6 protein-coding genes, 1 tRNA gene and 1 pseudogene are annotated in these 6624 nt (G+C 67.4%); 4 read left to right on the plus strand and 4 right to left on the minus strand.

Annotation, left to right across the window (positions count from 1 at the left end):
- Both C100_RS0124095 and trpE read left to right on the plus strand, forming a co-directional pair.
- Positions 1-367: pseudogene (locus C100_RS0124095) on the plus strand (peptidylprolyl isomerase); the annotation flags it as partial.
- 1 nt (position 368) lies between these two features.
- Entirely contained in the window at positions 369-1889 is a 1521-nt protein-coding gene (gene trpE / locus C100_RS29890; protein WP_024018718.1) for an anthranilate synthase component I, read from the plus strand.
- Between the two features lie 38 nt (positions 1890-1927).
- Here the strand turns inward: trpE and C100_RS29895 are convergent, their stop codons facing one another.
- The 3 genes from C100_RS29895 to C100_RS29905 form a co-directional block, all read right to left on the minus strand.
- Positions 1928-2653 carry an extensin-like domain-containing protein gene (locus C100_RS29895; RefSeq protein WP_024018719.1) on the minus strand — a complete coding sequence of 242 codons (726 nt, stop codon included), beginning with the start codon at positions 2651-2653 and terminating at the stop codon, positions 1928-1930.
- Between the two features lie 3 nt (positions 2654-2656).
- The gene (locus C100_RS29900) at positions 2657-3439 is read right to left on the minus strand and encodes an NUDIX domain-containing protein (RefSeq protein WP_024018720.1); all 783 of its coding nucleotides are present in this window, start codon (positions 3437-3439) and stop codon (positions 2657-2659) included.
- Positions 3440-3504: 65 nt separating this feature from the next.
- Positions 3505-3580: transfer RNA gene (locus C100_RS29905), tRNA-Ala, on the minus strand.
- 241 nt (positions 3581-3821) lie between these two features.
- On the opposite strand from C100_RS29905, the gene C100_RS29910 reads away from it, so the two are divergent.
- The gene (locus tag C100_RS29910; protein ID WP_024018721.1) at positions 3822-4751 is read left to right on the plus strand and encodes a DUF2171 domain-containing protein; all 930 of its coding nucleotides are present in this window, start codon (positions 3822-3824) and stop codon (positions 4749-4751) included.
- A 73-nt stretch (positions 4752-4824) separates the two neighbouring features.
- Here C100_RS29910 and C100_RS29915 read toward each other — a convergent pair whose 3' ends face one another.
- A complete protein-coding gene (locus tag C100_RS29915; protein ID WP_024018722.1) occupies positions 4825-5079 on the minus strand; it encodes a hypothetical protein in 255 nt (84 codons plus the stop codon).
- Positions 5080-5256: 177 nt separating this feature from the next.
- Here C100_RS29915 and C100_RS29920 point away from each other — a divergent pair.
- On the plus strand, positions 5257-6624 hold a 1368-nt coding region (locus C100_RS29920; protein WP_442800307.1), incomplete at its 3' end, for a helicase-related protein.

Raw genomic sequence — 6624 nt, forward strand, 5'->3', positions numbered from 1 at the left:
GGGCGTCCGGCTGCCCGCGCCCCAGACGCTGGGCGGCCGCCGCGCCGACATCATGCGCGGCGAACAACGCCCGCCGGCCGAGGTCGCCATCCTGTTTTCGATGGCGGAAAATAGCGTGAAAACGCTGCCGATCAGCGGGGGACGCGGCTATTTCGTGGTCCAGCTGACCAAGATCGAGCGCGGCGACGCCAAGGGCAATCCCGAGCTGCTGGCCCAGGTGCGCGACCAGATGGGCGATGTGATCGGGCAGGAATATGGCGAGCAGTTCGAGCGCGCGGTCGAAAAGGAGCTGGACGTCACCCGCAATCCCAACGCCGTGGCGCAAGTGCGCAGCGCGCTGGCAGCGACCAACAGCGGCGGTCAGTAACATGGCGGCCAGCGGCGCGCAGGACGGCGTGCAAAGCGCCCGTGCGGCACTGGCGCGGGGCGAATCGGCGCTGGTGTGGCGGCGGCGGATCGCCGACACCGACACGCCGATTTCCGCCGCGCTCAAGCTGTTCGAGCCGGACCGCGGCGACTATCTGCTGGAATCGGTGGAGGGCGGCGCAGTGCGCGGCCGCCACAGCCTGATCGGCCTCGCCCCCGACCTCGTCTTCCGCGCGAACGGTCAGGACGCCGAGATCAACCGCCAATGGGCGACCGATCGCGATGCCTTCGTCCCCGAAAGCCAGGGTGCGCTCGACGCGCTGCGGGCGCTCGTGGCCGAATGTCGCGCCACGATGGACCCCGCCCTGCCCGCCGCGCTCGCCTGCCTGGTCGGCTATTTCGGTTATGAGACCGTCGGGCTGGTGGAAAAGCTGCCCCGCCCCGCCCCCAATCCGATCGGCTTGCCCGACATGCTGTTCGTGCGGCCGACCGTGATCCTGATTTTCGATCGCCTTGCCGATGCGCTCTATATCGTCGCGCCGGTGTGGAAGGGCAGCTTTGCCGACGCCGATCAGGCGGTTGCGGCCGCGCTGGAGCGGATCGACGCCGCCGCGGCCCGGCTGGCCGCGCCGCTCCCCGCTCCTGCCGCGCCCGCCCGGATCGCCGACATTGACGTGACGCCGGTGCTGGAGCCGGGCCGCTATGCGCAGATGGTGGATGCGGCCAAGGATTATATCGTCGCGGGCGACATATTTCAGGTCGTGCTGGCGCAGCGTTTCACCAGCCCCTTCACCTTGCCGCCGATCGCGCTTTATCGGGCGCTGCGGCGGATCAATCCGTCGCCCTTCCTCTATTATCTCGACCTGCCGGGCTTCGCGCTGATCGGCTCTTCCCCCGAAATCCTGGTCCGTGCGCGCGATGGCGAAGTGACGATCCGGCCGATCGCCGGCACGCGCCCACGCGGGAAAAATGCCGTCGAGGACGCCGCCAATCGCGAAAGCCTGCTCGCCGATCCCAAGGAACGGGCCGAACATCTGATGCTGCTGGACCTTGGCCGCAACGATGTCGGTCGCGTCGCCGCCGCCGGCACGGTGACGGTAACGGAAAGCTACAATGTCGAATTTTACAGCCATGTCATGCATATCGTGTCGAACGTGGTCGGCCGCCTGGCGCCGGACAAGGACGCGATCGACGCACTGTTCGCGGGCTTCCCCGCCGGCACCGTGTCGGGCGCGCCCAAAGTCCGCGCCTGTGAGATCATTGCCCAGCTGGAGCCGGAAACGCGCGGCGCCTATGCGGGCGGGGTCGGCTATTTCGGGCCGGACGGCAATATGGACAGTTGCATCGTGCTGCGCACCGCCGTGCTGAAGGATGGGGTCATGCATGTGCAGGCCGGCGCGGGCATCGTCGCGGATTCGAATGCCGAATATGAGCAGCGCGAGTGCGAGGCCAAGAGCGGCGCCCTGCTGGCGGCGGCGCGTGAGGCGGTGAGCGTCGCGCGCGAGGCCGGGTTCGGGCAGTAACCCCTAATCCTCCCCTGGCGGGCGAGGATTTGCAAAACTCATCGACAGGCCCGCCCGCCCATCGCGCCCCGCTCCGCCTGATCGAGGTGGAGATGGTCGCGATGCGCCGCATTGTAATCGGGTGACAGCACCGTCGAAAACAGGTCGCACGCGCCATCGCGCACGTCGCGCAGAAAGGCTGCGTCCTTACCCTCCCCCTGCCAGTCCTTGGCCACGCTGACCTGCCGCCCGTCCTTCAGCACGAAAGCCGCGACGTCGATCGCGTCGGCGGTCGCATGTTCGCTGAAATCGCCCTGGCTGCGACCGTACATCCGGCGACAGCTATAGCTGCCGAAATGACGAATGCCGCGCACCGGCTGGCCGTAGATACGCCGGGCGGCCGGCTGCACCACCTGCCATTCCCACAGCTTGAGCGCAGCGGCCACCGGACAGGAGGGCGCCACCGCGGCGGGGACCAGCGCGATCGCATCGGCATCCCGCTTGAGCCGCACCGCGTCGGCATAGGCGCACTGGTCCGCGCCGCCCGGCGCCATCGCGACATAATCGACGCCCGCCCGGTCGAGCAGCGCCTTGCACCGCTGCGGGTCGCCCGTCAGCGCCGCAAGCTTGCGCCCGGTGAACAGGCCGACCGGCTGGGCCAGGTCGAGATCGGTCCAGGGCAGATCCTGCGGCCGCTGGCGCAGCCAGGCATAGGCCAGGAGCGCCAGGCACACAAAGCCGCCTAGGAAAAGCAGGCGGCGCAACGTCAGATGCAGTTTTCGCATCCCTTAAGCACGCCGGAGCCGCCTCATTGGTTCCGAGGTGACGGGATAGCCAAGATGATCGGGAATGCACAGATGCGGCTCGCCATCGCGTTCCTCCCGCCAGGGACGCACTGTTTCGACCGGAAAGGCGGCAGCGTGGGCGACCAGTTCTTCATGGCTGGCATGGCGGGCGATCCGTTCCAGATTGCGCCTGGTCGGAAAGATGATCTGTCCCTCGCCCGCGTCGCACCGGGCGATGGTGGCCGCCGCACTGCTCCAGAACAGCTGGACATTTTCGGTCGTGTCGACGCTCGCCACCTGTCCCTGCGGCGCGCGGGCAAGATAGAAGCGCGTGTCATAGACGCGCCGCACCTGTTCGAACGGCGCGGGATGCCAGCGGGCGAACGGCACCAGCGCATCGAGCGCCAGCTCCAGTCCGTGCCGCTCCAGCAGTTCGCCCAGCGTCCGGCCGCCATGCAGCCCGTCGCGCAGGCGCAGGACCGTCGCTGCGTCCACCACCGCTCCGGCAAAGCCGATCGCCAGCCCCGCCTCCTCGATCGTCTCGCGAATCGCGGCGATGCGCGCGGCCGCCTCATCCAGAGGCAGGCCGGTGCCGGCCCGCGCCGCCAGCGCCCGATCCGCTTCGTCCACCGCGCCGCCGGGAAACACCAGCGCGCCGGCGGCGAAGGCCATGGTGGCGGCGCGCTCCATCATCAGCAATTCGGGTGCGCCATCGGCGCGGTCGCGGACGATCACGACCGTCGCGGCGGGCCGGCTGACGCCGTCCCCATCCATCTTCTTTGTCATGGACACCGCTCTAGGCGCTTGTCGCACCGGCGGTAAAGTCCTTCGGGAACAACCCCGTTAAGGGTTGGTGGAGCCTAGGGGGATCGAACCCCTGACCTCGTCATTGCGAACGACGCGCTCTCCCAGCTGAGCTAAGGCCCCTGAAGGAGCGCTGCCTATAAGCGAGCGATTGCGGCCATGCAACGGTCTTTTGCGCAAAAAATCCTGCGTCTCGCCCGCGCAAGGCAGAGCCGGTGAAGGGCGCGCAGGCGACGCGCCAGGGCGGTTCCCGCGCCGGACATTACTCCCCCGTAACGCCCGGAACGATGGCCGCGCCCACTCATTGAAGAAAGCGACGACGCTATTTTGTGCGTCGCCTGACTGACAGACAAGGAGAAGGACCATGGGTTACCAAGGCGGACGCCGCTATGGTGATGATCGTTACGCCACCGGCTGGGACCGGGGCGACCGCTATCGCGGGCAGCGCGAGGGCCGGGGCGACGAACGCGGCTATCGCTATGGCACGCGCGGCCAGTTCGGCGGTCCCGACTATCGCCGCACGCCCGAGGATTATGATCCGGAAGAGCGCGGCTTTTTCGACCGGGCCGGCGACGAGATAAAAAGCTGGTTCGGCGATGACGAAGCCGAGCGCCGGCGCGAATATGATGAATATTATAATCGCCCCTATGGCGATCCGCGCGACCAGTCCAGCCGCATGGGCTACGCCTCCGCCGCGCGCAGCGACTATCTGCCGAACCGCGGCTATGCGCCCTACATCAATGAACGCAGCGGCTTTGGCAATGAAGATCATGGCAATCGCATCCGCGGCTATGGCCCGCAGCAGGATTTCGGCCGACACCATGACAGCAACTATCAGGCATGGCGCCAGCAGCGGATCGACGAACTCGACCGCGACTATGCCGAATATCAGCGCGAACATCGCGAGCGGTTCAACAATGAGTTCGGCAGCTGGCGCACCCGCCGTGGCGAACAGCGCCAGGCGATCGGCCAGGTGAAGGAGCATATGGACGTGGTCGGCAGCGACGGCGAACATGTCGGCACCGTCGATAAATGCCGGGGCGACCGCATCATCCTGACCAAGAATGACCAGGATGCCGGCGGCGTCCATCACTCCATTCCGTCAAACTGGATCAGGTCGGTCGATGCGACCAAGGTCACGCTGGAGAAGACAGCGGACCAGGCGCATGAGGCGTGGCGCACCGAGCGCGAGCAAAGCGCCATGTTCGGCGATCGGGCCGAGGGCCGGGACGGCGGCTGGAGCAGCGAAGGCTTTGCCGGCAGCAGCACCGCCTATGGCAACCGCGACCGCTGAGGCGCTATGACCAGAAAAAAGGCCCGGCATCGCGCCGGGCCTTTTCTCGATTCGGGCCTGAAAACCGGACGCCTCAGGAAATGGCGCGCAATTCCTCGGGCAGTTGGTTGGAAACCGGGCCGGTCCGCTCGATGCGCGGGCTGCTGCCATAGGTGCTGAACTGCTCCAGCGGCAGCGCCATCCCGCAAAAGGCGCATTCGGCAACCATCCGGCCGACGATCCAGTGCTGGCGGGTGCAGGAGGGACAACGGTTCGTCTCTCCGACATGATAAAGCGGGCTATACCCCTTCGCGAATGACGGACGTGCCGTCCCGAATGCGGTCTGCATGAGCCTGATCCTCGATTTGCCTGCGGATTCAACGCTTGAAACGGCAAAGGTTTCAGCTCCGGGCCGCATTTGCCGCCCAGGGCCGGCCGAGCGCCGGCCCCCTTTCCCGCCAAAGCGCCACGGCCGAACCCCTTTGCCCTTGCCCCTGGCGGCCCCATGCCCGACATAGGCCGCGTCATGGTTTCCTTCGCCCGCTCGCCCATCACCGCCGTCCTGGGCCCGACCAATACCGGCAAGACCCACCTCGCGGTCGAACGCATGTGCGGCCATTCCAGCGGCATGATGGGCTTTCCGCTGCGGTTGCTGGCGCGGGAAGTCTATGACCGGGTGGTGGCGATCAAGGGCGCCAGCCTGGTCGCGCTCGTCACCGGCGAGGAAAAGATCGTGCCGCCGGGCGCGCGCTATTTTCTCTGCACCGCCGAATCCATGCCGATCAGCGGCGGGCGGGAACATGGGCCGAAACAGGATTTCGCCTTCGTCGCACTGGACGAGGCGCAACTGGGCGCCGACCCGGAACGCGGCCATATCTTCACCGACCGGATGCTGCGCGCGCGGGGTCGGGAGGAAACGATGATCCTGGGGTCCGCCACCATCAGCCGGATGGTCAAGGCGCTGGTCCCCGATGTGGAGATCATCGGCCGGCCGCGCTTTTCCACCCTGTCCTATGCCGGCGCCAAGAAGCTGTCGCGCCTGCCCAAGCGATCCGCCATCGTCGCCTTTTCCGCTGAGGAGGTTTACGCCGTCGCTGAAATGCTGCGCCGTTTCCGGGGCGGCGCGGCGGTGGTGATGGGCGCCCTGTCCCCGCGCACCCGCAACGCACAGGTGCAGATGTTCCTGAATGGCGAAGTCGATTATCTGGTCGCTACCGACGCGATCGGCATGGGCCTCAACCTCGACGTCGCGCATGTCGCCTTCGCCTCGCTGCGCAAGTTCGACGGCCGCCGCAGCCGCCGCCTGACCGTCAGCGAGATGGCGCAGATTGCGGGGCGCGCGGGGCGGCATCACAAGGATGGCACCTTCGGCAGCCTGGGGCATGAGGATGGCGACGCCGCCTTCACGCCCGAGGAGATAGAAGCGATCGAGGCGCATCGCTTCCCGCCGGTCGAACAATTATTCTGGCGCAACGGCACGCCGCGCACCGACCGGCTGGACCATCTGCTGTTCGACCTGGAGCAAAAGCCGGAGCGGCCGGAACTGCGCGCCGCGCCCGAAGCGGTGGATCTGGCGGTGCTGCGGCGGCTGGCGGACGACCCGATGGTCATCGAGCGCGCCAGGGGCCAGCGGCAGGTCGAACGGCTCTGGGCCGCCTGCGAACTGCCCGATTTCCAGAAACTGGGCGCGGACCATCATGCCCGGATGGTGTCGCGCATCTGGCGGTTCCTGTCGGAAACAAGTCCGGGGTCCGGGGGCCACATCCCGCGCGACTGGTTCGCGCAGCAGGTGGCGCGCCTCGATTCGGTGCAGGGCGACATCGACACGCTGTCGGGCCGGATCGCGGCGGCGCGCACCTGGTCCTATATCGCCCATCGGCCCGACTGGCTGGCC

Origin of the sequence: Sphingobium sp. C100 (genome assembly GCF_000508185.1) — a bacterium.
Lineage (GTDB): Bacteria > Pseudomonadota > Alphaproteobacteria > Sphingomonadales > Sphingomonadaceae > Sphingobium.